The sequence below is a fragment of the Ectothiorhodospira mobilis genome (genome assembly GCF_016584115.1).
GTDB classification, from domain to species: Bacteria; Pseudomonadota; Gammaproteobacteria; order Ectothiorhodospirales; family Ectothiorhodospiraceae; genus Ectothiorhodospira; species Ectothiorhodospira mobilis.
Window position 1 is genome coordinate 43,572 of sequence record NZ_NRSK01000004.1, and the last position, 21,950, is coordinate 65,521.

31 protein-coding genes are annotated in these 21,950 nt (G+C 66.3%); all 31 read right to left on the bottom strand.

Annotated features, from left to right (window positions below; all coding sequences use genetic code 11):
- Window positions 1-33: 33 nt before the first annotated feature.
- Window positions 34-483, bottom strand: a complete 450-nt coding sequence (locus CKO33_RS02685; protein WP_200179056.1) for a holin family protein — start codon at window positions 481-483, stop codon at window positions 34-36.
- Window positions 480-1,280 carry an N-acetylmuramidase domain-containing protein gene (locus tag CKO33_RS02690; protein ID WP_200179057.1) on the bottom strand — a complete coding sequence of 267 codons (801 nt, stop codon included), beginning with the start codon at window positions 1,278-1,280 and terminating at the stop codon, window positions 480-482. The genes CKO33_RS02685 and CKO33_RS02690 overlap by 4 nt, the downstream gene beginning before the upstream one ends.
- Entirely contained in the window at window positions 1,255-1,563 is a 309-nt protein-coding gene (locus tag CKO33_RS02695) for a phage holin family protein (RefSeq protein WP_200179058.1), read from the bottom strand. Before CKO33_RS02695 ends, CKO33_RS02690 begins: the two co-directional genes overlap by 26 nt.
- Before the next feature lie 9 nt (window positions 1,564-1,572).
- Entirely contained in the window at window positions 1,573-1,950 is a 378-nt protein-coding gene (locus tag CKO33_RS02700) for a putative holin (RefSeq protein ID WP_200179059.1), read from the bottom strand.
- Window positions 1,951-1,972: 22 nt separating this feature from the next.
- Window positions 1,973-2,143 (bottom strand): hypothetical protein, encoded by a 171-nt coding sequence (locus CKO33_RS02705; protein ID WP_200179060.1) that lies wholly within the window; start codon window positions 2,141-2,143, stop codon window positions 1,973-1,975.
- Between the two features lie 43 nt (window positions 2,144-2,186).
- Complete coding sequence (locus CKO33_RS02710) at window positions 2,187-2,945, bottom strand: hypothetical protein (RefSeq protein ID WP_200179061.1); 759 nt, start codon at window positions 2,943-2,945, stop codon at window positions 2,187-2,189.
- Window positions 2,942-3,703, bottom strand: a complete 762-nt coding sequence (locus CKO33_RS02715; protein WP_200179062.1) for a hypothetical protein — start codon at window positions 3,701-3,703, stop codon at window positions 2,942-2,944. Before CKO33_RS02715 ends, CKO33_RS02710 begins: the two co-directional genes overlap by 4 nt.
- A gap of 61 nt (window positions 3,704-3,764) precedes the next feature.
- Window positions 3,765-4,478 (bottom strand): hypothetical protein, encoded by a 714-nt coding sequence (locus CKO33_RS02720; protein ID WP_200179063.1) that lies wholly within the window; start codon window positions 4,476-4,478, stop codon window positions 3,765-3,767.
- A gap of 9 nt (window positions 4,479-4,487) precedes the next feature.
- Entirely contained in the window at window positions 4,488-6,140 is a 1,653-nt protein-coding gene (locus CKO33_RS02725; RefSeq protein ID WP_200179064.1) for a hypothetical protein, read from the bottom strand.
- 14 nt (window positions 6,141-6,154) lie between these two features.
- The gene (locus CKO33_RS02730) at window positions 6,155-6,703 is read right to left on the bottom strand and encodes a hypothetical protein (protein WP_200179070.1); all 549 of its coding nucleotides are present in this window, start codon (window positions 6,701-6,703) and stop codon (window positions 6,155-6,157) included.
- Between the two features lie 12 nt (window positions 6,704-6,715).
- Complete coding sequence (locus tag CKO33_RS02735) at window positions 6,716-8,392, bottom strand: hypothetical protein (protein ID WP_200179072.1); 1,677 nt, start codon at window positions 8,390-8,392, stop codon at window positions 6,716-6,718.
- Window positions 8,393-8,553: 161 nt separating this feature from the next.
- Window positions 8,554-9,081, bottom strand: a complete 528-nt coding sequence (locus tag CKO33_RS02740) for a hypothetical protein (RefSeq protein ID WP_200179073.1) — start codon at window positions 9,079-9,081, stop codon at window positions 8,554-8,556.
- Window positions 9,082-10,134 (bottom strand): hypothetical protein, encoded by a 1,053-nt coding sequence (locus CKO33_RS02745; protein WP_200179076.1) that lies wholly within the window; start codon window positions 10,132-10,134, stop codon window positions 9,082-9,084.
- Window positions 10,134-10,472 (bottom strand): hypothetical protein, encoded by a 339-nt coding sequence (locus tag CKO33_RS02750; protein ID WP_200179078.1) that lies wholly within the window; start codon window positions 10,470-10,472, stop codon window positions 10,134-10,136. The genes CKO33_RS02745 and CKO33_RS02750 overlap by 1 nt, the downstream gene beginning before the upstream one ends.
- Entirely contained in the window at window positions 10,469-10,954 is a 486-nt protein-coding gene (locus CKO33_RS02755; RefSeq protein WP_200179079.1) for a hypothetical protein, read from the bottom strand. Before CKO33_RS02755 ends, CKO33_RS02750 begins: the two co-directional genes overlap by 4 nt.
- Window positions 10,951-11,676, bottom strand: a complete 726-nt coding sequence (locus CKO33_RS02760; protein WP_200179081.1) for a hypothetical protein — start codon at window positions 11,674-11,676, stop codon at window positions 10,951-10,953. The genes CKO33_RS02755 and CKO33_RS02760 overlap by 4 nt, the downstream gene beginning before the upstream one ends.
- A complete protein-coding gene (locus CKO33_RS02765; protein ID WP_200179083.1) occupies window positions 11,669-12,490 on the bottom strand; it encodes a hypothetical protein in 822 nt (273 codons plus the stop codon). The genes CKO33_RS02760 and CKO33_RS02765 overlap by 8 nt, the downstream gene beginning before the upstream one ends.
- Window positions 12,491-12,535: 45 nt before the next feature.
- Window positions 12,536-13,573, bottom strand: a complete 1,038-nt coding sequence (locus CKO33_RS02770; RefSeq protein ID WP_200179085.1) for a hypothetical protein — start codon at window positions 13,571-13,573, stop codon at window positions 12,536-12,538.
- Window positions 13,574-13,613: 40 nt separating this feature from the next.
- Window positions 13,614-15,137, bottom strand: a complete 1,524-nt coding sequence (locus tag CKO33_RS02775; protein ID WP_200179087.1) for a hypothetical protein — start codon at window positions 15,135-15,137, stop codon at window positions 13,614-13,616.
- On the bottom strand, window positions 15,130-16,137 hold the full coding sequence (locus tag CKO33_RS02780; protein WP_200179089.1) for a hypothetical protein: 1,008 nt from the start codon (window positions 16,135-16,137) through the stop codon (window positions 15,130-15,132). Before CKO33_RS02780 ends, CKO33_RS02775 begins: the two co-directional genes overlap by 8 nt.
- Window positions 16,137-16,724 (bottom strand): helix-turn-helix domain-containing protein, encoded by a 588-nt coding sequence (locus tag CKO33_RS02785; RefSeq protein ID WP_200179091.1) that lies wholly within the window; start codon window positions 16,722-16,724, stop codon window positions 16,137-16,139. Before CKO33_RS02785 ends, CKO33_RS02780 begins: the two co-directional genes overlap by 1 nt.
- 99 nt (window positions 16,725-16,823) lie before the next feature.
- Window positions 16,824-17,021, bottom strand: coding sequence for a hypothetical protein (locus tag CKO33_RS02790; RefSeq protein WP_200179092.1), 198 nt, complete (start codon window positions 17,019-17,021; stop codon window positions 16,824-16,826).
- Window positions 17,018-17,488, bottom strand: coding sequence for a RuvC family protein (locus CKO33_RS02795; RefSeq protein ID WP_200179093.1), 471 nt, complete (start codon window positions 17,486-17,488; stop codon window positions 17,018-17,020). The genes CKO33_RS02790 and CKO33_RS02795 overlap by 4 nt, the downstream gene beginning before the upstream one ends.
- Window positions 17,485-17,832, bottom strand: a complete 348-nt coding sequence (locus CKO33_RS02800) for a DUF968 domain-containing protein (protein WP_200179095.1) — start codon at window positions 17,830-17,832, stop codon at window positions 17,485-17,487. The genes CKO33_RS02795 and CKO33_RS02800 overlap by 4 nt, the downstream gene beginning before the upstream one ends.
- A complete protein-coding gene (locus tag CKO33_RS02805; RefSeq protein ID WP_200179101.1) occupies window positions 17,829-18,287 on the bottom strand; it encodes a recombination protein NinB in 459 nt (152 codons plus the stop codon). The genes CKO33_RS02800 and CKO33_RS02805 overlap by 4 nt, the downstream gene beginning before the upstream one ends.
- Complete coding sequence (locus CKO33_RS02810; protein WP_200179103.1) at window positions 18,284-18,784, bottom strand: hypothetical protein; 501 nt, start codon at window positions 18,782-18,784, stop codon at window positions 18,284-18,286. The genes CKO33_RS02805 and CKO33_RS02810 overlap by 4 nt, the downstream gene beginning before the upstream one ends.
- A gap of 2 nt (window positions 18,785-18,786) precedes the next feature.
- On the bottom strand, window positions 18,787-19,608 hold the full coding sequence (locus CKO33_RS02815; protein WP_200179106.1) for an ATP-binding protein: 822 nt from the start codon (window positions 19,606-19,608) through the stop codon (window positions 18,787-18,789).
- Window positions 19,605-20,459 (bottom strand): hypothetical protein, encoded by an 855-nt coding sequence (locus tag CKO33_RS02820; RefSeq protein WP_200179107.1) that lies wholly within the window; start codon window positions 20,457-20,459, stop codon window positions 19,605-19,607. The genes CKO33_RS02815 and CKO33_RS02820 overlap by 4 nt, the downstream gene beginning before the upstream one ends.
- Window positions 20,459-21,199 (bottom strand): BRO family protein, encoded by a 741-nt coding sequence (locus CKO33_RS02825; RefSeq protein ID WP_200179108.1) that lies wholly within the window; start codon window positions 21,197-21,199, stop codon window positions 20,459-20,461. Before CKO33_RS02825 ends, CKO33_RS02820 begins: the two co-directional genes overlap by 1 nt.
- Window positions 21,200-21,336: 137 nt before the next feature.
- Window positions 21,337-21,582: a hypothetical protein gene (locus CKO33_RS02830; RefSeq protein WP_200179110.1), complete on the bottom strand. Its 246-nt coding sequence runs from the start codon at window positions 21,580-21,582 to the stop codon at window positions 21,337-21,339.
- 14 nt (window positions 21,583-21,596) lie between these two features.
- Window positions 21,597-21,842 (bottom strand): hypothetical protein, encoded by a 246-nt coding sequence (locus CKO33_RS02835; protein WP_200179111.1) that lies wholly within the window; start codon window positions 21,840-21,842, stop codon window positions 21,597-21,599.
- Window positions 21,843-21,950 lie beyond the last annotated feature (108 nt).

Sequence of the window (21,950 nt, forward strand, 5' to 3'; positions counted from 1 at the left end):
CGCAAGGGTCTCGGTTTTCCTGGTCGACTACCGTTACCGCGTGTCGATGCGGCCCATCAGGTTGCCACCCCCTGAATCGCTGCCCCGCTTGAGCGTGCCGGCAATCTTCTCCCCCGACCGGCCGGCGATGTAGCCGCCGACGCCCAGCGTCATCAGGTTCCACATGTGCTCGGGCAGCTCGAGCTGGAGCCCGACGCCGAACATGGCCCCCAGGTAAGGCGCAAGCAGGTAGTTGTTGGCGATGATCGCGACGATGACCAGCATCAACACCGGGCGCCAGTTGCGCTGCGCCCAGCTCTCGCCCGTCGCCTCGGCGAGGATGATCTGCATCTGCGCCTTCAGGCCGGCATCCTGCTGGTCGATCAGGCGACGCTGCAAATCGGCCTTGAGTCGGGCAGCCTGGTCCTTGTCGGTGACCGCTTTGTCGATGATGTCGAACACGGGCTTCGCCACGGTGCCGACGATATTGGTGATCAGGTTCATGCCGCCTCCCTCAGTGCCTCGCTGTGGTTGTCGAATGCCGCCGCCATGCGGCCGTGGTAGTCGTGCTTGGCATACGCGGGGCCGTTGTAGATCCGGGCGAAGGTCTCCCAGTTGCGCTCGCGCAGGGCGCGATGCAACCGCGGATCGGACTCGATGAAGGCGGCGAACATTTCCAGCTGCGCGCCCTCGCTCTCGCCGGCCGCCGCTTCCATGGCTTGCGGCGATTCAAAGCCCAGCCTCGCGTAATGGTGACCCATGATCTGGAACAGCCCCCAGGAGGCCGCACAGATGGCACAGCCCTCGTCGATCTGGCGCGCCAGGTGCAGACGGTCATGCTCGGCAGCGCCGCCGTCGTAGCCGCCGGACGCGCGGTTGATGACACCCGGCAAGTAGCGAGCCAAAAGGTCAGCATCCCGCCCGATGCCGCGAAGGTTGCGGCGCATGACGTGGCGCTCGAACAAGATCACCGGCCGACCATCATCGAGGAAGCCGCTACCTCGGGACTCGACCTCATTGACCGCCATGACGGCCGCCACCTCGACTCCCAGGCGCGCGGCGACGCGCTCGATATCGCCCTGACCAAGGCGCCGCGCCGCGTCCATGCCGGACAACGCCTCGAACGTCTTCGGACCGGCGATGCCGTCGGCAACCAGCCCCTTCGCCGCCTGGAAGCGACGCACGGCGCGATCGGTCGCCGGCCCATAGATGCCGTCGACATCATCGCCAGTGAAGCCAAGGTCGCGTTGCAGGTGGCGCACCGCGTCGCCGCGGCTACCGCGCTTGAGTAGAACCGTCATGGGGCATCCTCATCAGGGTGGCGACATTGCCCCGCGCACGCAGCGTCAGGACGCAAAACAACAGGGCCAGTGCGCTCTGGAAGACACTCACCTCCGGCTCGAGAAACACGATCTCGAGCCCGGCGCACAACAGGGTGCCAATGAGGGCGCTGGCGAATAGCGACAGGTGGCGCTTGTAACGACGACTGCCGCGACGGAAGGTAGCCAGCCGCAGGGCGGCGATGAAGTAGCTGCAAGCCGCCACGACGGGTGCGATGCTCTGGATAACGCTTGTCTCAGCCATTGCCTCGCCTCACTTGCCTTTGCGGCGATCAAGCCACGTCGCAAGGTCGAACCCCTCGACGTGCTGGATGAGTTTCAGCGACAGCGGGACGATCACGATGGCACCGATGAAGCCGCCTGCCCCGTCATGAGTGACCGGGGTTTGGGCGACGATCTCGGGCGTCATGAAGTAGCCACACAGGGCGGAGAACAGCAGTGCGCCGATGCGCTGCCAGGCCCGGAGGTCGGTCTTGGTGTAGGCCACCAGCCCGGCCCCCAGGGCGGCGCCCATCAGGGCGTTGGCGTTGATCCAGGGCAGCAGGGCCGCCAGCCCGATACCGGTCGCTGTCGCCGTTGCCGCCGCTGCGCTGGTCGTTGGTTCTGCCACATCGCCCTCCTCATTGCGCATGGCCGGCACCTTGCGGCGCCTGTCACCGGCGCCCTAGCGATGCCACTGTCTTCACGATTGCGCCGCAGGCACGAATCACCCCGTTGAGCCGATCATTCACGGCCGCCTGCAGCTTCAGTTCCTGCTCCTTGCCCTTGCGCCAATCGGCATAGGCCTTGCCCTCGAAGAAGGCTTCGGCTTCGCTGTGGGTCATGCGTAGCGCGCCGGGCAACGATGTCGACGAATATAGGGTCAGGCTATGGGCCAGCAGCCGCTGGTTTTCCGCCCAGGCAGCGCGCGAGGTCGGTGATGCAGGCGCCAACTGGAAATCGCGCCGGCGGCTTTTCAGCCGCGCTGTCCTCCCTTGGCAGGGCCATCAGGCCGTGCTCGTCCGCGTCCACCAGGAACAGGTGATCGAGTTCTGTCCGTCCTCGCTCGAAGGCGTCCAGCAGCTGCACGAAGACGCTCTCCGGGTAGCCGGCGATAACCCGCATTCGCTCGATCAGCGCGGCATCGACGTCGCCGGAGGACGGCACAGCATTGCCATTGGGGATCAGCTGGGCCGCCATGCGACCAATGCGCCAATGGGCATGGCCGGATACGCCGGCAAGCTCGCCCTGCAGGCGCTCGATGGCCCCGGCCAGGGCGCCGGTCAGGTGGCGCACCTCCCAGCGGTCGCCCTCGAGCGTGCCGACCTCGGCGCTATCGCCCGGGTAGTCCTGTTCGCCCAGCAGGTAGTCGGAGAAGCGCGCCTTGCCGCTGGCCAAGGTGAAGTCCGGGCCATCGTCCAGGGTCGAGGCCATGTAGTGGCAGACGGCCATGGTGCGCTCCTGCACCGTCCAGTCCTCGGGGCTTTCCACGCCCTGCACGTCATCGACGGCGGCGCGCAGAAAGGCGGTGGTGGCCTCCTCGTTGAGGTGCGGCGGTATCGCCGCCAGGGCGATGGCGTCGATCATCGCCAGTTCCTTCATGCGCACCGTCAGTCGGCGGGTGCGCAGCACCGGGAAGTGGATCATCGGGACTCTCCTTTCATGGCATCCCAGTCATGGCGATCGATGGCGGTCAGCGTGCTGAACGTCACCGGCAGCTGGAGTTGGATGAAGCGGCCGAACTTGTCGGAGGGTGAGTTGAGCGGCACACCGATGCTCTCGACGACCATCGGGGCATAGGTGCGCCCCTTGTAGCGGATAGCCAGCAGGGATGGTGCTGCCGACGGCATGGCGGCCTCGACGAAACCGTTCACGTCGCGCTCACCCTGCTGATACCAATCCAGCGCCGCGGTCAGCAGCGTTCCCTCGGGGGCCAGGTACTGCGGCAGCACCCAGCGCATGAGCTGGTCCAGCGGCTCCTCGACTTCGGCGCCGGGGTCGCGCCAGGCGCGGAGCATGAGCGTGGTTTGCAGGCGAATGGGCGGCATGCCGCTGAACACCTGCGTGCTGTTGAGCTTGGTGATGCCCGTGCGCCCCCGAGCGGTCTCGCTGACCTCCTTGGTAGCGTTCCCCGCGCCCTCTCCAAGCCGCTCGGCAATGGGCTGAATGGCCCCGCTTTGCAGCATGGCGGCCAGCGTCGGCGCCCGGGCTTCGGGGCCGGCGCCGTCGAACGGCGATTGCCAGTTGAAGGTCGCCTCCAGGTTGGCATCGTCGACGAACAGGCAGCGCACGCGCGCGCTCTCGTCCAGAGGCTCGCCCTTGTGATCCACCTCGTAGATCGAGGCGATCAAGCTGGGATTGATGCCGTCCCACAGCGATCCCATGCCGGTAAATGGCAGCACCATGTCAGACTCCCGTCAGAAAAAAGGCGGCCACTGGCCGCCAAACACCCCACCCATCGTCGGGCTACTTACCCATGCGACGGCGCACCTTCATGGACTTCAGGCGACGCGCTTTTGCCCGCGGGCTGTGTGCCTTCTTGCGCGCCTTGCGGATAGCCAGCTTCTGCTTGCCGGACAGCCGCACGTTGCCGGAGACGCGCTTGTTGACGCGCATCTTCTTGCCGCCACGCACGACAGTGCGCTTGCGGTAGGTGGCGTCGAATACCGGCTCCTGGTCGGCCTCGTCGAAGGTGAAGTCGTCGATGGCATCGAAGGCTTCGTCGCCATCGGGGAGCGCGGCCGCCACGGCGTCGCGGATGCGCTCGGCCGCCTCGTCATCCCAGTCGTCAAGCAGCAGGGCGATGTCCTCGTCGTCGATCCCCACGGCGGACAGGTAGTCCCAGGCCGCCTCGCGGGCGACGTCGACCACCTCGTTCTCGTCTTCGTCGAGTTCGCCGTCCTGGTTGTCGTCGGCGATACCGACCATCATGGCCAGTAGCCGGTCGGCACTGCTCTCGCCATCGTCCAGGTCGTCTTCCTCGATCCACTGCTGGATGACGGCAACCGCATCCATGCGCAGGCTCATGTGCTCGTACTCGCCGGCGGAGTCGAGCACGGGCTCGCCCGCGTCATCGAGCACCAGGAAGCGCCGGGGCACCCCCTCGGGCTCCGCGGCTGCCTTGGGTTCACGCTTCGCGGGGTACATCAGCCCGCGGAGCACGTTCTGCAGTTCACTCATGGTCTCTCCTTAGCGGCTCAGCGTCTGGGTCACGTGGATCTGGCGGGTGGTGCCGTCGTAGCGCAGCCAGTAGCGGACATCCATCAGCTCATAGGGCCGCTGCTCGTTGGGCTGCACCTCGAAACGCCATGCGGCGCCGCCCATGGCCGGGTCGTCGGACGGCACCAGCCAGCCGGACGCCTGAGCCGCCTCGAAGTGCGTGGTCAGGAAGTCGCGCATCTTCTTGATGGCGACCGTCATCGGCAACTGCAGGATGTCCTTGCCGAAACGGGTCACGGCGTCGTCGATGGAGGTCGACATGTCGGCGACGGCGATCAGCTTCTTCAGGCTGGAGTCGACCATCGCGCTGGTCAGCGAGTCGCGGAACACGTAACGCCCGCCCCCGGAGTAGTTCTCGAAGATCACCGGGTTGATCTTCGCCCGGGCCAGGGCGTTGAGCTCCTGGTTGTTGGGGCTGTAGGTCTGCACGATGCCCTGGCGGCTGATGGGCCATTCGCGACCAGCCACCGGGTAGTGCTTGGGCGCGAAGCCCTTGGCGTTGATACGCGCGTTGCGGCCGCACGCCATCGCGATGTTGAGCGTCGCCGTGCCGAAGTGGCGCTTGCCGTTGATGCCGGTCGGGTCCATGGATTTCAGCGGCGCCCAGAAGGCATGCAGCAGGTGGGCCTCGGGCTGGCCGCCCAGGTTCATCTGCTCCACGAACGCGATGGCGCCCTCGACGTCCAGGCCGCCGGGCACGTCGATGCGCAGCTGGCGATTGGTGTCGAAGGCCAGGCTGGCCAGCTCGGCAATCAGTCCCGGCGCCTCGCTGCCGCCGGAAGCGATGTAGGCATAGCCGTGCTGGGTGCCGTACAGCTGCTCGCGAGCGCGCACGTAATCGTCGACGGTGTAGGCGGTACCGCCCTCATCGAAATAGTCCATGACCGCGGAGGTCGACCACTTCTCGCGATACAGGGCGTCGTAGCCGTAGGCGTCAGACTCTGGCGCGATAGTGGTCGTGGCGCCGGTGATCACCTCCAGGCGGTCGGTGCGCGCCTCGATGACAGTCGGCAGGTAGTAGCTGTTGCCGTTGTCGTCCTTGGCGTCACGATCCAGGGAGCCGGTGATCTCGATCAGTTTCTCGCCGTTGGGCTCGAGCAGGCGCAGCGTGATGACGTCATTGGCGACGTTGACCCCGCCCTCGCGCTTCTCGTCGGCGCGGAACTCGACCATGACGCCATCGTTGAAACACTCCAGGTGCTTCACGGCGAACAGGAAGTCGGTTGCCGGCTCGGTCTCGGAGACGCTGAACGCGATCTCGCCGGTCGGCTCGCTGGTGGTCTCGTCCAGCACCTCGGTGGCGACGATCCAGCTCAACGCCGCGGTCTCGGAGTGCAGGCGCGCCACCACGGCCTCGTAGGCGCCGCTGTCCAGCGCCTCGCGGACGTGGACATAGGCCTCGTTGAGCTCGTTGTCGCGCATCGGCTCGCCGTGCCCCAGGCGCTGCCGGACGTCGCTACGGTTGACCTTGAAGGCGCGATCGATGCGCCCGCGCGTGGCGCGCATGGCGATGGCGAACACCTGGTCTTGCATCCCGGTCGTCGGGATCTCGGAGTTGTCGACCAGGGGGTTCAGCTGAACCCCCGATTCGGCTCCGAGCTGTCGAACGAATGACACGCTCATTGGATGCTACCCCCTTACTCTGCGGACTCGGCGGCGGCCTTGGCTTCCTCGAAGGCCTTGAGCCCACCAGCGGTCAGCGTGCCGTCCTCCCGCACCTGGTTGCGTAGTGGCTCGAAGCGAACGCCTTGCAGCTCGACGATAAAGCCCTCGTCGTCGTCCTGAATCACGGTCACCGCCGGGTCGCCGGACTGACCGCCCCCGGCTTCGCTTTCGTTCGACGCCTGACCACCACTCTCGCCAGCAGTCTCGTCGCCGCCTCCCTGGTCGGCTTCGCTATCAGCCTCGCCGGCCACGAGCTCGACCAGCGCCTTGGCATTGTTGAGCCGCGCAATCTGCTCGAGGCTCGACACCGCGCGCTGGAGACGATCGAAGTCGCGGAAGGTGGCTGCGCCGCTGGCCAGCGGGCGGAGCTTGATGCCGGCCTCGGGCAGGCTGAGGACGACGGTCATCTTGTTGACGACCCGCACGGTCAGCGGGAACTTCTCTCCGCTGAACGCCTGCTTGGCCGCTTCATTGGCGCCGGTCTTGCCCACCACGGGGCGCCCAATCACCAGTCGAGTCATGTGCTACTCCCCTTAAAACAGGTTGGTGACGTTGATCAGCGCACAGCCGGTGGAGCTGGGCTGGTGCGGGTTCACGCTGGTGAAGTTGCGCGCATAGAAACCGGCGCCGGACTTCAGGTCAGCGTTGGTCGCCAGCGGAATCACGGTCGGCGGCACGGCATCGCCCAGCACGAACGGGTTGCGGGTGACGTCGGTGGCGCGCCCCACGCACAGCACCTCGGCACTGCCGCCGCTCTCAAGCACCACCTTCGGGCTGTAGTAGACGTCGTAGCGGCCAAACAGGCGGCCCAGGCGGAAGATGCCGGGGCGCTCGACGACACCGGAGGGCTCCCAGATATCGGCGGGCAGGCCCTGCATCTGGGCGGCGACGTTCTCGCCCACGTAGAGGTGGGTAACGCCGTGGTTCATGGTGGTCAGCGCCATGCGCTGGCTGACGGCGCCGACGACGGCATTGAAGTCGCGCCACACGTCGGAGCGTGACTTGTAGTCGCCCTGCGTCGCCCAGGCGAAGTCGAAGCTCTCCTGATTGCGGGACGCCAGGCGGCGCGCCTTGCGCAGCACCTCGTAGTGACGCTCGTTGGCGAACTGCGACTGAATGCCGAGCACGCCCTCGCTGTACGGATCCAGGCCGAGCTCGTTGGCCATCTGAGTGCGGCTGTCGATGGTCTGGTGGGTGGTCACGCGCCACGGCTTGGCGAACAGCTGGAAGGTGTCGACCGCGGTGATGATCTCCGGAGTCAGCTCCGGGGCCCGCTCGTAGTCGATGAAGGCTTCCACCAGTACGTGCGCGGACTCGGGCAGCGCCGGGTTGGCGGTCAACGCAATGTCGCCGTTATCCGGGTTGATGGTGCCGCCGATCTGGTGGGTGGTGCCGTCGATCTCGGCCTGACCGCTGACGGTGGAGGCGCCGGTACCGGTGGCGTTGACCTCCTTGGCGACGATCATGCCATCGAGGTAGACCAGGGAGCGGCCGCGCAGCAGCTTGACGGTGGTCGCGTTGGGGTCGCAGGTCTCCGGCGTGGCCTGCACGGCGGTGATCTTGCCGGTGATGTCGCCGGTCGGGCCGTCGACGTCGGTCACGATGGTGCACTTGTGCTCGCGCCCGGAAGTGATGTAGGCGTCGCCGCTGTTGCCGCCGTCCATGATGTCGCCCACGCCATAGCTGCCGTAGTCGCGGCCGGCCTGGTGGGTCATGATGGCCAGCTTGGCCTCGTTGGAGTTGATGTCCGCCGGCAGGTAGTGGGCAAACGGGATGGCCTCGGTCAGGGTGGCCAGGATGGCGACCACCGCCCGGTTGGGCTGGAGCGACAGCGCGTCATGGCCTTCGCTGGTCGCGGAGTCGAGCTGCATGCCCATCTTGCGACGCGCATCATTGGTGGTGGCGTAGGCCAGGTGCATGGCCTGTTGCAGCACGTCGGCCGGGCAGGACGCGCCGTGGGTCTGCTCATAGACGGAAACGCCGTCCAGAATGGCGCGGGTCACCATGCTGGCAGTCTTGTCGTCGGCCTCATCGAGGGCGACCTGCAGCTTCTCCGGCACCTTGACGCCGGTCGACTGGTTGATGGCGTTCGCCAGGAAGTCGTCAGCGGCGGCCGAATCGAAGACGCCGCCCTTGACCGACTCCTGTTTCAGGTTGTCGATGAACTCGGCGACCTCGGCGGTCTCGCGGCTGTAGTAGTGCTGAGGCATAGCCCTCTCTCCTTTGCTCACAGGGAAGTGCAAGGCCGACCAGGTGGCCGGATGATTCGAGTCTGAGGGTGTCGAGACGGCCGAATTCGGGCGTTTTTCCGGGTTTGCGGCACAAAAAAGCCGGCGCTAGGCCGGCAACGATCGACAGCAGCAGCCTGCATTCAGGCGATGGTGTCGTCCTCGGGGGCGGAGGGGTCGATGATGTCCAGGTCGTCACGGCGGTTGACCACGTAGCGCGGCACGAACGGCGGCACGTTGACCACGGCCTCCACGTCGACGATCTCGTAGGCCACCTTGGGCGCGTTTTCGCCCTCCCCCAGCAGCAGGTAGATGACGTCACGCTTCAGCACCTCGAAGCCGCCGGGGTCGCCGATCATCTCCTCGGGTTCGACCAGGAAGCGTAGCTCGTCGGCATAGCCGTTGTGGGCGTCGCGGCGATCCATCATCGGCGAGGGCTGGAACTGCTCGGCCGGCAGCGCGAAGCCCAGGCCGACCAGCTCCCAGCGGATGTCGTCCTCATCCTCGGAGCTCATGACCGCCATGCCACCCAGCGTGGGCGCGCCACCGACCTCATCGGCACTGGTGCGACCGACGCGGCGCCGATAGACCTCGCAGTTGTAGGCATTGGGGTGGTTGATGATGACGTTGCGGGCCATGGCATTGATGCCGGTCGGCACGTTGTTGAGCATTTACTTGCCCCCCTGAAGAATGGCGATGGCCTGTTCGGGCGTCAGGCCCAGCTCGCGGGCGGTGGCGATCAGTTTGTCACGGGCAGCGGGCGAGGCGCCCAGGGCCTGCATGCGCTTGCTGCCGCTAGCCGTGCGCTTCGGCTTGGTCGTAGTGGCGCGACTCTGCCGGCGAAGGGCTCGCCGGGCGCGATCGAAGTCGCGGTCGCCGGTATTGGATGGCCCGCCCCGGGGTCGTTTGGCCTGCTTGTCGGCCAGTCGCTCGGCCTCCTTCTGCCGCTGGCGGATGTGGCCGCTGCCGTCCTCGGTCTGACGCCCCTTCTCGATGGCGCGGGCCAGGAAGGCCTGCACGGCGCTGCCGCCCTCGATCTCCGACATGACGCGCAGCACGTGCTTGCACGCTACGCCGTTGAGCTTGGGGTTGCGGATCTTGGGGAAGCCGGTTTCCGGGCGCCCAGCGTTGTAGCGACCGATGGTGGCGATGTAGCGGTACCAGTAGCGGTGGCGGCCACAGTCGCAGTCGAAGCGGATATTCTCCTTGCGCAGGCGGGCGGCCGCGCGCTTCACGCTCTCCGCCCCGGAGGCGATGGCCGTCTGGTAGCCGGTGAACTCCACGGTGACGTGGTGGCGGCTGACGTCGCTGTCCGGGCCGGCATTGGTGATGAAGCGCACCTCGAGCGAGGACACTTGGCGATTACTGCTGCGCACGCCGCGGGCCGCCGACGGCACCGCCATGGTGATCTGCCGTCGGGCGCGGTCGCGATCAACGGACAGCGACATGTCGATCACCTGGCGTGCGGTGATGCCGCCCTTGAAGCGCTGCCCGGCCACCCTCGCGTTATGGCGGAACTGAGCCAGGTCGTCGGCGGTGACGGGCCGCACCTCGCCGCCCAGGGTGGTCATCAGCATGCGGCTGGCGTCGTAGTCGCCGCGCACCTCGTTGGGGTTGAGGATATTGGGCGCCGCCTGGCGCTCCTGCCTGTCTTCCGCGGCGCGGGCGCGGGCCTCGGCGGCGCTGCCGCTGAGACGGGATATTGCCCTCGGGTCGCCTGCCATCAGTCACTCCTCCATGTCGCGCCGTTACGGTCGCGATGATCGGCCCGCGACTCGAAGCCGGCACGTCGCTTGAAGGCGCGCAGCCGGTCAGCGGTTGGCAGCACCAGGCGTTGCTGCTCCAGGGGCTGATCGACGGTCTCCATGCCGGCGGCGGCCATGATGGTCAGGAACTCACCGGCATCGCCGTAGACCTTGCGCGCGGTCAACGTGATATCCCAGCGCTCGTCCGGGGCCACGTCGTGATAGATGGCCTGCTCCCACGGCTGCACCGATTGCGAGAAGTCGCGCACCAGGCGATAGAACACCCGGGCGGCCTGGCTGTGGCGATCAATGCTCATATGGTCACCGCCTGCCCGGACAGCAGTCGGGAGAGCTCGTCGGCCATGGCCAGGGTGTCGGCCACCGCGCCGTAGTGCTTGGCGTAGCGGCACAGCGCCAGGGCGCCCACCTGTGCGTTGCCGGCATCCGGCGAGATGCGGTAGATGGGGCCGGTCGTGTCCACGCCATCCATCTCGATGCCGCCGGCCGGGTCGGCTCGCATGGCGCGCTCCATGAAGCGCAGACAGGCACTGCGGCCGTCGGCGGCCACCGTGCCCTTGAGGTCGTAATAGGCGGTGATGGCCTCCTTCAGGTCGCCGTACTCGAACAGCGAATCACGGTCGGCCCGCGTGTTGGTATCGATCACCACGCAGCCTTCGCGCCGGGGCATGACGTCAGTCACGGCGGCCACCACCAGGATGCCGGTCTCCTCGTCGAGGGCGCCCAGCACCGTGGCCGGACGGCCGGCGAAGCCGCTGATATTGGCCTGCAGCTGGATCATGGGGTGACCTCCTTCTCCTCGGGGTCGACCTCGGTGACCAACGGATAGCCAGCCGGGTCGTCGGTACCGGGTACGCCCTTGCCATCATTGGGCTCGCCGGCCTTGGGCGCCATGAACAACGGCACCGTGACCTTGAGCACCAGGTCGACGGCCAGCACGGACAGGTTCTTGTTGCCGGTCTCGACGCTCATCGCCGGGTTGTCCGGCGCCTCCACCTGTGCCGGATATTCGTGCTCGAGGCCGGCGAACGGGTAGCGGGCCAAGAAGCGGCGGCGGCTGGCCGAGTCCAGATAGAGCAGGAACTGGGCGGCCAGGCTCTTGGCCGTGGGCTCGTCGCTGGCGAAGAACGCCAGCTGGGCGCGGACCTCGCCGGCCACGGTGCGCACGCGGAAGTAGCGCTGCTTGGGGTCGTCGGGGAAGGTGATGTCCACCGGGTCAGCGATCTGCGTGGTGAAGCTGCGCTCGGTCGGCGTCCAGTCCTTGGCCACGGCGACCAGAATCACCGGCAGGCTGGGCGGTCGGGTCGCGGCCTGGTGCGTGTCGTTGCGCTGCCACTGCGACAGCATCTCCTCGGCCTTGTCGACCATGCGCGCCGGCGCCCAGGCCGCGCAGTACGGGAAGCCGCGCTCGACGAACTCCTGCAGGGGCTTGGTGGTGGGCACCACCTCGGCGTAGAAGTCCTGCAGGAACTCGCCGAGACCGACCTTCACGGGCTCAAACATGGAAGAACATCCGGCGCTTCAGGCGCAGGTAGTCGCGGTCGTGCTCCTCCCGGGCCTCGGGATCCTGAAAGCGCGGCAGCGCGGAATCCATGAAGAAGCGACGGTCACGATCCAGCTGGCGAGCGGTGTCGGCGGCGGCCGCACTGTCGGTGACCAGGGCGGCCTGCTCCTCGCGCTTGCTCAGCAGGCCGAGAAGTTCGCTGTTCTCCTCCTCGAAGCGGGTCGCCGAATCCATGGCCAGGCGCAGGTTGGCCTCCATCATCTCGAACAGCCGGTTCATGGCGTCAACCTGCTCGGCATGCTCGGCGGACAGCACGTCGTCGAAGGTCATCTCGCCACTGGTCACGCTGTCCAGCACCAGGTCATAGCCGCGGTTGGTCGAGTAGTTCGGGTCGTTGACCCAATCGAAGCCGTAGAGCTCGGGCTTGCGCGGATCAATGGCGGTCGAGAAGCCGCCCACCCGGTTGGCGTACATGCGAGACGCCAGCTGCCCGGTGGCGGTGTCCAGGAACTCGGTCTGGTGCTCGATGGTACCGTCGTCGTAGGCCTGCAGGTGGGTGGTGACCACGGCGGGCTCGATGGCGTGCGCCTTGCCCTCGGCCAGGCCGCCCTCGGCGGGCTCCATGCCGAAGCGCACGCGCGGCCAGTGGCCGAAATAACCCAGCATGCCGCGCGTCTGCACGCGCTCCTGAGTGGCCGGGCCGTTGATGCTGGCCACGATGGCTGGAATGTCGAAGTGGCGCTCGACGCCGCGATGCTGGCGGCCGCGCTCCTTCAGGTTGTACTTGATCAGCGGAGGTTGCTGCATGGTCATGCCCCTCACGGTTGTTTCCCATGGAGGCATGATGCGGGAGGGATGTCAGGGCTTGAGGCGGGGTTTTCCGGGGTTAGCGGGCGGCATCGCCAAGGGTATAGTGGCAACGGTCTGCATGTGCGGCGCAAGCGTCTCGGCCTTCATGCGCTCAATGGAGGCCTGTCCAAATCGGTTATCAGCCATTCGTTCCTCGATGCGCGCAATAGTGGCGTCTCCTTGGTATTCTTGGGCCGGCTGACGCCCTTCTCCTTCCGCGCTTCCAGTCTCGATGGTTGACCCTGTCAAGGCTGCGATGCCGCACGCAGCGGCGATTACCTCGGCGTCGCCGGTGGCAGCGGCCAGGTCCTGCCAGCACTGACGCTCAGCCCGATACATTCCCGCCACCCCTTCATCTCGATACGCCTCCGCCATCATCGTGGCGATTTGCCGGACCTGCTCGGCCGATAAAAGGGCGCTGGCAGGCCCTGCCTCGGAGCCAGAAGGCACCTGCTCACGCGACGCAATCGTGCCGCCATCTGGACTCATCCCCAGAATCTCCCGGTCTTCGCCCGCCAAACGCCGGACGAAGTAGAGGTACTGGGTACCGTCATACCCGGTCAGTACCGCCATATTGGCCGACCTCTGCATGGTGGCCAGTCTCCCGCCTCCAATGCGGAAGTTAAATGATCGGTTCTCCTCGTCGACTGATTCGACGACAGGGTTCAGCGACCGGTTGGCGAAGGCCATGTGGAGGCGACCACCTTCGACGCCTACGCGAAGCATGGACTGAGGCACACTGCCGACACCAGCAACGTACTCGTCCGATTGCGAGTAGGCGCCGCCGAAAACGTCGTCGATGAACTGTGCCTGACGATCGGTCAAGAGAGAGGCGCTCTCCCATGCAGACACGGCCTGCTCTCTCGCTTGACGGCGCGACTCGGCGATCTCTTGCTGCCTACGCTCGTACTCGACTTCAAGCTCGGCTCGCTCTGCCGCCCTTCTCTCCGCCGCTTGGCTCGCATAGGCCGTGTCGGCATGAGCTGTGCTGGCGAACAGGGCGGCAGCACCCAAGGCGGCTGCGACAGCGTGGCGGATTCGGGTCATTCCATGGCTCCGTGGCGTTGCGATGATGAGAGCGATCAGTTTACACCACGTCACCAAAGAGCGCTTCGACCTCGCTCTCCAGCGACTCGCCCAGGGTGCGGCCCTCGCCCGGCCCTTCCTGGCTGGCGGTGTAGACCAGCCCCTCGATGAAGGCGAAGCACACCGCATCCCAGAGGTCGGGCGAGGGCATGCCCTCCCACTCCTTGCTGTGCTTGGGCGGCACGCGGATGCGCCCCTTGTCGGTGAACGTCTTGGGGATGCGGCTCGACTGCGACAGCATGGCGTTGCGGTGCTCGCCGGTGAGGATCGACAGCCGCCCCTCCTTGGCGGCGCGCGCGGCCTGGTGCATGGCCTGAGCGCGAAGGTTCAGGTAGCGCTCCTTGTTCTTGTTCTGGAAGCACGGATTGCCCCAGTTGATGCGATGCAGGGGCTTGCCCATGTCCTCCAGGTCCTGGCAGACGTTGATGCCCAGACCCCCGGAGTCGACGGCATAGGTCACGCCGTCATAGGGGTCGCCCTGCTCGGCCACGGCGCCGGCGAAGACGTTGGCGCGCACGTTGTTGGTCACCACCGGCACGGTCACGATCTCCACGCGCCGGGCGTCGGGCCCGCGCTCACCATAACCGATGACCCGCGCCACGACGATGGTCGACTTGTCGCGCAGTCCCTCGCCGCTGGCGATATCGGACAGCACCACCCAGCCATAGGGCTCGTCGTCGCCGATGATGCGCCCCCGGCGGTACATGGCCTCGGCCACCGGCAGGTTCATCATGTGCTTGCCCGACTCCTGCGGGAACTGGCCCAGCAGGCGCACACGGCGCTCGTCCTCGTCGTAGCTGCCCCACAGCTCCTTCAGGGCCTGGTCGCTGACCAGCGGCGACTCCAGCGAGGAGAACACCAGCGGCGTCCAGTCGCCACCGTTGAGCTTGCTCAGGTCGTGGTGCGTCCGGTAGAAGAACCCCGAGTTGCGGGTCGGCTGCGAGGTCAGCAGCATGCGGTTGTGTTCTTCGGTCAGGGCGCCGCGCAGCGTGGTCAGCACCGCGTCGGGCAGCGTCGACGCCTCGTCGCCGATGATCATCAGCCATTCGCCGTGACGGCCGGCCATCTTGTTGGCGGTCTTCTCGTTGGCGGTCTTGGACTCGACGAACCACGTATCGGGGAAGCCGATGATGCGCATCTGGCCGTTGGCCAGGATCTCGATATGGTCGGCGATCCAGCCGTAGGGCCCCTTGCGGATGCGCTCGACGGCCATGCCGATTTCCTTCCACAGCGTGGCCTTGAGCTGTGCCATGTCGTTGGCGGTCAGCAGGGTGATCGACTGCGGGTAGCAGAGCATGTGCCACAGCACGATGGTGGCCAGGGCCGTGGTCTTGCCCGTGCCGTGACCAGACGCCACCGACACCATGGAGCGCGACGGCGCCACGCTGTTGTAGAGCGTGATCTGCTGAGGCGTGGGCGGCAGCTCGACGACATCGATGGCGAAGCCCACCAGGTCGCCGGCGAAGTCGTCGCTGAACTCCTCCCAGCGCGGATCCTCGTGCAGCAGGGTGCGCTTCCTAGCCATCGCCCACCCCGCCTATGCCGCCATCGTCGACCTCGCCCGTGCTGCCGTCGATGATCAGTCCCAGGCGGTCGGCACGGTTGCGCATCTCGCGCTCGACCTGTGCGGCCTTCTCCAGTGCCGCCTCGATGCGCTCCCGGCGTGCCTCGCGATCCACCAGGGCGATGCTGGGCTTCTCCTCGACCTCCACCTTGTCCTTCCACATCTCGGGCTGGCGGTTCTTCAACCAGAACTTCGCAGCCTCAGTGTCCGGCGGAACGATCTCGGTATAGGGCACCACCACGGGCTGGCCCTGGTACTGGAACACCTTGACCGCCTGGTGGGTGTAGCCGGTGGCCTTCTTGTACAGCGAGCGCGCCACATTGGCATCGGCGTCCATGCGGCCCTGCTCCATGGCGGCGCGGAACTCGGGGTGGGCGCTCATCCAGTCGTAGACGGTCTGCTCGGTCACCTCCAGCAGGCTGGCGACGTGGGCCGGCGTCGCGCCCAGCAGGGCATGCTTGTAGGCCAGCCGGGCGTACTGGCGGCGGTACTTGGTGCGCCCCGGGGCGTCGGTCTCGTAGATGTCGTGAAGCGGGCTGTCGCCGAAGTCGTCCTCGAGCGAAATCGTGGTCACGCGCGTTAGGGTCAAGCCGTGAAGTGGCGCACCCTGCCCCTCCTCCCCCTCATTGAACGGGATGGAATCGGCCTCATCCAGCGGTACCGCCTTATCCTCGAGCTCCGGCGGCAGCTCCTCCAACTCCTCCACAGGGGTTTCCGGTTTCTGCCGTGGTTTCCGGTTTCCGGTTTTCGCCTTGGGTTTCTGGGTTTTCGGTTTCCGGGCCGGTTTCGCCCTGGCCTTGCCGCTGCCCTTGCTCCACTCCTCCTTGAGGGCTCGCTTGCGCACGGCAGGGCCCGACACGTCGAGCCCCAGCTCCCGAATCAGCCAGGCATACCCGCCACGAGAATCCGCCTCCCAGGTTTCTCTCGCCTTCTGCCACTGCTGCTCCGTCAACTTCGCCATCAGGTGTACACCAGCTCCAGTTCGGGTTGCACACCCCCGGCAGCGGCACGGGCTTCGCGATGCAGGCGCTTCAGCTTCGACTCGGCGGTACGCCCGGTGGCGGCAGCGCGCTCGACGGCGGACTGGAGGCGGGCCCCACCCTTGACGTTCTCCCAGCGGCGCGGATTCAGCTCCTCGACCCGGGACAGGGCGTCTTGGGCTTCCTGGAGCTGCTGTGCCATGAGCATGGCCAGCTCTTCCACGGCTTCGACACGCTCCTGCACCTCGCGGGTGACCAGCATGTCCCGCCAGCGGTGACGCTCCCATTCCTCGCGCATCAGGATGATGGTGTCCCGGGCGGCGTGGCAGCGGCGCTCGTCGACCTCCATGTTCTCCGTGTTGCCCAGCAGGTAGTCGATGGACACGTCGTACAGCAGGGCGGCCCGCTTCACCACCCACAGCGGTATCTGCGAGCTGTCACGACCGCCCTCGATCTTGGCCAGCTTGGTGGAGTTGGCATAGCCCAGCAGCTGGGCGGCCTTGACTTGCGAATACCCCTGCATCTCGCGGGCTTCGCGCAGCCGCTCCCCCACCTTGCACGCCAGCAATACCTGCTCCTGGCGAGACGGGACGCCGCGCCCACCTCGGCGCTTGCGCCCCACTACCGCATTGGCTGCCGCCTCGACCTGCTCCATGCCACCCCCGTGTCAGCTCGATGTGCCGTTGCTGTGCGCCTGCGCGGCCCGTTTCGCGGCGGCCGCATTCCCGCGCCACATGCCCAGACGTTCATCCCCGGCATGCAGCTCGAACCACTCCTCGCCGGACAACACCACCTTGGCGATGCGGTGCTGCCCGGCCCGGATGCAGTAGTTGCTGACCTTCTGCCACTCGAGACCCGCCTTCACGCCGCCCCCTTGGCCATGAGCTGGCGGCCGTACTCGGCCAGGCATACGGCGTCGGCGATACCGTCATGGGGCACCCGCTTCTTGCCCGGCGTGAGGTCGACCATGGGGAAGGCGCGCTTCACGAAGGCGATGGCGGCTTCCTTGTCCTTGGTGGTACCGGCGAGCACGCGCTTCTTCCAGGCCTGCGGGGTCACCAGGCGATACGGGATGCCCAGGGCCTCGCACACGCCCAGCAGGCGCCCATAGCCGGCCCCGAAGGTGAACGTCGACGTCACGCCCTGCTTGGGCATCGCGCCGACCTTCTCGATGATCACCAGGTCAGGGGCGGTAGCGGTGAGGATCCGGGCCAGCTCGTGCCCATCGATCTCCTTGCCGATGATGGGCATCACGTCGCCGGAGGCCTGGCCGGTGGCGTTGATGGAGGCGATGCCGCCGGACTTGCCGGGGTCGATACCGATGATGTTCATGCCGTAGCGCCCTCCCTGGCGTCGATGAAGGCGAGCGCATGGCTCAGCTGCTCGCGAATGTCGGGGTCGTTGGCGAACTGAGCCAGGCCGGCGCGGATCGTCTGCTGCAGCCACTCCACCTGCCAGGGCTGCCATTCGGCGCGCTGGTGCACCATGCGATGCGCCCACGGGGTCAGGGGCATCACGAACGAGTCGGGCGCCTTGAGCCCCCAGCCGGACAGGCCCCACCCCAGCCCGATGACGTGGTGAGCCTCACAGCCCTCCTCGCCGGTCATGCAGCACGGCAGGCTGCGCACCCATGCCAGATAGCGCTCGCTGCGCCAGGCCTTACTCTTGGCGATCATTGGCGGGCCTCCTTGTATTCCTCGTAGAGGGCCAGCGCGGGCTCGCTCCACTGGACGCCCTGCTCGGTACCGAAGGCGTACATGCACTCGATCAGGTCGCAGAACACGCGCTTGCTCATGCGACTGGTACTGAGCCCCACCATGACAATGCCCCCGTCGATACCGGGCACCATGCGATGGCGCTTCAGGGCCGCCGTAGAGAAGTCCTTCCACTCCGCCGGCGTGAGCTTGTAGCCGTACCAGGTGACCTGCTCGGAGAGGTCGTTCAGCATCGGCCACAGCTTCTTGTTCTGGCTGTCAGTGCGCTTCTCCTCGATGCGAGTCAAGATCACGCGCACCGGGCCGCCCTTGAGGCCGCGGCCGGCCATCTCCATGGCCTGACTCATGACCGGGGCCAGCTGCCCCGGGTGCTGGATCACGTACTCGACCTGGTTGGCGGAAGCGGTGCGGGTCATGGCTCGACACCTCCCGCGGCAAGCAGCTGCTTGCCTGTCTCGGCCAGCCAAAGGAGATCGCCGGCTGCGCCTGCCTCCCCTCGCTCATACGCCGCGGTGGCCTGCTTCCACAAAGCCTGGTGCATAGCGGCGCAACGGTTGACGAGCTCGGCTGATATCGCGGCAGACTCCTGGCGAACGATGGTTGCGATAGCAGTGGTGTCGGGGCCCTTGGCAAGATCCACGCCCACAATATCCGGCGCGGGCTCGGGCTCCGGCGTCTGTTCGACGGCCTCCAGGTCAACCGTCATGCCGTGCACCGTCGGCAGCCAGGCGCCTGAGGCAGCCCCTACCAGCCCCTTGTCGCGAAGGCGCTCCAGGGCGCGGTTCACGGCGCGCGCGGCGGCCTGGCTCGTGGCATTGCAGCCAATGCGGACGATTTGCTCGGTGACGGGGCGGCGCGTCTGGCGGTGCTCGTTGCGGATGACGGCCAGGGCCTCACGCTCATATCGCGTCATGGTTACGCCCCCTTGCCGCGGCTGCGGTAGTCTTCCCAGTCGAGCACTAGCGTGGTGCCGCCGCCCTCCTCGGTGCGGCTCATGACCCGCGGCCCCAGGTATCCCTCGAGCTCGGGCTTGTCCAGGTTGGAGATCAGGATGGTCGGCAGCTCCTCCTTGTAGCGCTCATTGATCACTTTGAAGAGCATGACCATCTCCCAGTCGGTACCCAGCTGGGCGCCCACCTCGTCGAGAATCAGCAGATCCAATCCATCCACCAGGGTGCGCACGGCCTGACGCTCGGACATTCCGCCGTCGCGGTAAACCTTCTCCTTCACCAGGTCGATCAGCTCGTAGACGTCGATGCCCAGCACGGTGTGCTCGCGATCCAGAAGGGCGTTGCCGATGGCGTAGGCGAGGTGCGACTTGCCGGTGCCAACGCCGCCGACGAACACCAGGCCGCCACCCTGCGCCAGGCGGTCATCAAAGCGGTCAACGTATGCCTGGCAGATGGCCTTCACACGGGCCTTGTCGCGGTTGTCGTCGGTCTGGTAACCGGCCAGGGTGCGGTTGCGGAAGCGCTTGGGGATCATGGCGCCTTCGCGCAACTTGGCGCGGCGCTGCTTCACAGACGTCGAGCGCTGCTCGCGGATGGCGGCCTGGCTCTGTGCCTTGAGGTCGTCGTCCAGGCACTGCGGGCACTCGCTCCACTTGCCGTTGGGCATCAGCGTCGCCACGTAGTCGCCGTGGATCCGGCACGCCTTGTCGTCCGTCTTGGCCTTGCCGGCCATCAGACTCGCCAGCTGGCCGCGAACTTCCGGGGTGGTGGTCAGGTGCTGGCTCATGATCCCTCCGTGGCCCACTGGGGCATGTCGTTATCGGCCGGGCGCTGGTAGCTGCCGGCAGGCTTGGGCTGGGCGAAGCCTGCTCGCCCGGGCTTGGCATTCGTCTGGGCGGGCGGGGGCGGCATGTCGTCTTCCCAGCGCTCGCCGTTCAGGTAGGTCGTGGGGTGCATGCGATCGAAGCCGAGCTGTTCGGCAGCGATGCGTCGGGCGATGTCGTCAGCCAGGAACAAGGCGAACTCTGCCACGGGCTTGTCGGAAGCCTTGGCAGCCGACTCGAAGGCCTTGCGGGCCGCCTTGCGGTTGGCCTTGCGCATGCCGGCTTGCCAGAAGGTCTCGAAGGCAGCGTCCAGGGAATCGACTCCAGGCGCTGAGTCCTCAGCCGAACCGGGCACATCGGGATTGTTGGTATCCTGATTCTTGGTCCCCTGATTACTGGTATCCTGATTTGTCGGAGATTTTTCCGACCCACCTCGGATATTTTTCCGACCCTCCTCGGATTTATTTCCGACCCCCCTCGGATATTTTTCCGACCCATCGCCCTTGCGGTTCCAGGTCTTCCCCTTGTCGGTCAGTCGCACCAGAGTGATGCTGCCGTTGGTCGACATTTCGATGACGCCCGCCTTGGCAAGCGCTCGAAGAAGCCGATAGGCGGTGTCCTTCTTGTTCGTCAGCAGGGGGAGCTCGTCGACGATCTTTTGCTTCGATAATGCGAAGAACAACACGCCGTCATCTGTGGTGATAGGGTTGCACCAGGACGGGCACTCGTACACGAAGGCGAACAGCAGGGCTTGCTGGGAGTTGAGCTCCCATTCCAAGGCCTTCTGCTGGTTGATAGTGAGCGTGTACTGCATCAGGCCGCTCCTTCCATGCCCACCAGGGCCAGCAGGTCGAGGAAGCGGTCGCGGTACCAGTGGGGCTGGGTCTCGCGGGGTGACTGCGGAGCGGTGATGTTCTTGCCGTAGGCCTGTCCCTCGTCGGTCACGCACCAGTAAGACTTGGTGCCGCTGCGCGCCTTGCGGTTGCGGCGCTCGAGGAGTCCCATGGCGGCCAGGCGCTGGTTGAATACCGGCGTGGTGATGCGCACGCCGAACTCGGCCAGTAGCGCGGTGGCGCTGTCGGTATCCAGGGAACCCTGTCCGGCATCGGGGGCGTCTTCGACGTATCCGGGCAGCCAGGCGGTATTCAGGCCGTGGGCGCTGCCGATCTTCTCCAGCAGCACGACGCGGCTCGACGGCGCCGGATTGTTCAGGGTGCAGAAGCACTCCAACAGGGCCAGCTCGCCGGTGAGTCGTGCTTGGTCGGGCTGCGTGGTCGGCAGCTGGTAGCCGCCGGTCTGGCGGATGGCGGGAAGGACCTCATGGGTTACCCAGCGCTTGAAGCGCTTAGCCTCCGGCTTGCGGCTGCCCAGCACGAGGCCGAAAAGCCCCGGCTCGTTGATCACGACCACGTTCTGGCGGCCGCCAGGGGTGTGAATTGAACTCACCCCCTTTTCGTCATCGTCCAGGCGCTCCAGGGCCTTGCGGTCAAGGCTCAGGGCGGCAAGCACGTCAGCCGCCACGAAAAGCGGTTCGCCGTCTTCGCCTTGAATCACACGAACTTGGCGTTCATCGAACGTGAACGGAGTCAACTGGACGCTTGGTGTTTTGTCGTTCATAATGGACCTCACAATCTAGGTGTGCAGCAACGCCCCGCGGTGCCAGCCGATCGGGGCGTTGTTGTGTCCGGGGGTTACCCGGCGTTTTGCACATCGGAAACCTCAACCGTCTCCCCGGCTTCCAGCCGAGAGAGTTCCGACGTGCTGATGCCCGCCAGGTCGGCGAGCACTCGGCGATAATGCTGGGCTCGGCGCTTGGGCTGCGCGGGAAGCCCCTTGGTACGCCAATGCCATGGAGTGGCGTGATGGACGTCGCAAGCCGCTGCCAGGCGACCATTGCCCACTACGTCGATCAGCTCTGACACACTGGAAACCACCATTGCCGTACCTCCTGTCAGATGCCGAACCCAATGCGGCGAATCTGGTCGGCCGTGAGCTCTCCCTCCCGCTGCATCCCGGCAAGCACGTCGGCACGAGACCTCTCGCGAAGCTCGGAGTACGGCAGGTGGCCGCGCTGGATCATCTTGTGGACGTTCTGCGTCGAGCAGCCGAGCTCACGCGCCACGGCGGTCGGGCCGCCGCAATCACGGATGAGCTCTCGAAGGGTCGGCATGTCTGCCTTGCAAGCGTTCTGCGTCACGGGCCTTCCACCAGAAGAATCAACATTATGGTAGAGAGTATGCCACGTAGTTTCGATTCTGCAAAAAAATGGTTGTTTCCGATGAATTGGCAAGGCGGGAATGGCGCC

Coding starts and splice junctions, on each gene's coding strand:
- CKO33_RS02730 (WP_200179070.1), bottom strand. CDS start 6,703: ATGACTCGACTGGTGATTGGGCGCCCCGTGGTGGGCAAGACCGGCGCC.
- CKO33_RS02810 (WP_200179103.1), bottom strand. CDS start 18,784: ATGACGCGATATGAGCGTGAGGCCCTGGCCGTCATCCGCAACGAGCAC.
- CKO33_RS02705 (WP_200179060.1), bottom strand. CDS start 2,143: ATGACCCACAGCGAAGCCGAAGCCTTCTTCGAGGGCAAGGCCTATGCC.
- CKO33_RS02695 (WP_200179058.1), bottom strand. CDS start 1,563: ATGGCTGAGACAAGCGTTATCCAGAGCATCGCACCCGTCGTGGCGGCT.
- CKO33_RS02720 (WP_200179063.1), bottom strand. CDS start 4,478: ATGAGTGAACTGCAGAACGTGCTCCGCGGGCTGATGTACCCCGCGAAG.
- CKO33_RS02745 (WP_200179076.1), bottom strand. CDS start 10,134: ATGGCAGGCGACCCGAGGGCAATATCCCGTCTCAGCGGCAGCGCCGCC.
- CKO33_RS02690 (WP_200179057.1), bottom strand. CDS start 1,280: ATGACGGTTCTACTCAAGCGCGGTAGCCGCGGCGACGCGGTGCGCCAC.
- CKO33_RS02715 (WP_200179062.1), bottom strand. CDS start 3,703: ATGGTGCTGCCATTTACCGGCATGGGATCGCTGTGGGACGGCATCAAT.
- CKO33_RS02815 (WP_200179106.1), bottom strand. CDS start 19,608: ATGAGCCAGCACCTGACCACCACCCCGGAAGTTCGCGGCCAGCTGGCG.
- CKO33_RS02820 (WP_200179107.1), bottom strand. CDS start 20,459: ATGCAGTACACGCTCACTATCAACCAGCAGAAGGCCTTGGAATGGGAG.
- CKO33_RS02740 (WP_200179073.1), bottom strand. CDS start 9,081: ATGCTCAACAACGTGCCGACCGGCATCAATGCCATGGCCCGCAACGTC.
- CKO33_RS02760 (WP_200179081.1), bottom strand. CDS start 11,676: ATGTTTGAGCCCGTGAAGGTCGGTCTCGGCGAGTTCCTGCAGGACTTC.
- CKO33_RS02795 (WP_200179093.1), bottom strand. CDS start 17,488: ATGAACATCATCGGTATCGACCCCGGCAAGTCCGGCGGCATCGCCTCC.
- CKO33_RS02780 (WP_200179089.1), bottom strand. CDS start 16,137: ATGGCGAAGTTGACGGAGCAGCAGTGGCAGAAGGCGAGAGAAACCTGG.
- CKO33_RS02800 (WP_200179095.1), bottom strand. CDS start 17,832: ATGATCGCCAAGAGTAAGGCCTGGCGCAGCGAGCGCTATCTGGCATGG.
- CKO33_RS02830 (WP_200179110.1), bottom strand. CDS start 21,582: ATGGTGGTTTCCAGTGTGTCAGAGCTGATCGACGTAGTGGGCAATGGT.
- CKO33_RS02750 (WP_200179078.1), bottom strand. CDS start 10,472: ATGAGCATTGATCGCCACAGCCAGGCCGCCCGGGTGTTCTATCGCCTG.
- CKO33_RS02765 (WP_200179083.1), bottom strand. CDS start 12,490: ATGACCATGCAGCAACCTCCGCTGATCAAGTACAACCTGAAGGAGCGC.
- CKO33_RS02725 (WP_200179064.1), bottom strand. CDS start 6,140: ATGAGCGTGTCATTCGTTCGACAGCTCGGAGCCGAATCGGGGGTTCAG.
- CKO33_RS02805 (WP_200179101.1), bottom strand. CDS start 18,287: ATGACCCGCACCGCTTCCGCCAACCAGGTCGAGTACGTGATCCAGCAC.
- CKO33_RS02710 (WP_200179061.1), bottom strand. CDS start 2,945: ATGATCCACTTCCCGGTGCTGCGCACCCGCCGACTGACGGTGCGCATG.
- CKO33_RS02755 (WP_200179079.1), bottom strand. CDS start 10,954: ATGATCCAGCTGCAGGCCAATATCAGCGGCTTCGCCGGCCGTCCGGCC.
- CKO33_RS02775 (WP_200179087.1), bottom strand. CDS start 15,137: ATGGCTAGGAAGCGCACCCTGCTGCACGAGGATCCGCGCTGGGAGGAG.
- CKO33_RS02685 (WP_200179056.1), bottom strand. CDS start 483: ATGAACCTGATCACCAATATCGTCGGCACCGTGGCGAAGCCCGTGTTC.
- CKO33_RS02700 (WP_200179059.1), bottom strand. CDS start 1,950: ATGCGCAATGAGGAGGGCGATGTGGCAGAACCAACGACCAGCGCAGCG.
- CKO33_RS02770 (WP_200179085.1), bottom strand. CDS start 13,573: ATGACCCGAATCCGCCACGCTGTCGCAGCCGCCTTGGGTGCTGCCGCC.
- CKO33_RS02735 (WP_200179072.1), bottom strand. CDS start 8,392: ATGCCTCAGCACTACTACAGCCGCGAGACCGCCGAGGTCGCCGAGTTC.